Origin of the sequence: Jeotgalibacillus sp. S-D1, assembly GCF_004358665.1 — a bacterium.
In the GTDB taxonomy this organism is placed as follows: domain Bacteria; phylum Bacillota; class Bacilli; order Bacillales; family Jeotgalibacillaceae; genus Jeotgalibacillus.
Genome location: NZ_SMZR01000040.1, coordinates 1 through 772, shown reverse-complemented (window position 1 = coordinate 772; position 772 = coordinate 1). Strand labels below are relative to the sequence as shown.

Annotated in this window: 1 protein-coding gene; it reads right to left on the bottom strand. The window is 46.0% G+C overall.

Annotated features, from left to right (window positions below; translation table 11 throughout):
* A partial coding sequence (locus tag E2R51_RS20565) for an IS66 family transposase zinc-finger binding domain-containing protein (RefSeq protein WP_205703369.1) occupies positions 1 to 685 on the bottom strand: 685 nt, incomplete at its 3' end.
* Between the last annotated feature and the right edge of the window lie 87 nt (positions 686 to 772).

Here is a 772-nt window from a genome sequence, read left to right as displayed (position 1 = left end):
TGTCACACTCACGGCATACCCATTTAGGGTAGATGTGACGCTCAATATAAAACTGCTTAGGGATAATGCCAAGTTTGTCTTGTTTATCCTCCCCAATTCGCTTCATTTGACAGCCGCAGTCACAAACGGTGGTGAGTGGTTCATGAACCAGGGTTTTGACCTCAAGGTTGTCAGGAATCACTGTGTATTTGGCACGCTTTATTTTTTTAGGCTGATCAGTGGCTGAAGCTGGCAGCTCATCTGTGATCTCTTTGCCGGCTTTAAGCTCAGCCTCATCAATGAGGGTTTCTGCCTGAGTACGATCAATCGCAGGCAGCTTGGCAAGCTCATCTTGGCTTAAGCCGCTAAGGTAGTCATCTCGGATTTGTTCAAGCTGCGCTAAGTCCTCTTGCGCCGCCTCATAGTTTAAGTGGGTTTGTCTGGCAGTGATGCCTTCGCTTTTTTGTCCATAGAGCCGGTGAATAAGCTGCCTTTGTTTTTCGATGAGTTCAAGCACTTGTTCATACAGCTTGTGGTTTTCTTCAACCACTTGGTTAAAAAGCTGCTGTAGTTGATCGTGACTTGTGTTTGTTTGATCAAGCTGTTGCTGCAGGTGCTCATTACGCTGTTCAAGCACGCGGATTTTCACCAGAAGCTCGGCGTAAATGGGGTCTTTTGATAAGTCGGATAAGTTGGCAACAGTCATGGCGATATGTTGCCAGAGTTTTATTTGCCTGTCATCTGCTATTTATAGGATGGGGGTTAATTTATCTTTGCCCATGTTACGCCAAGG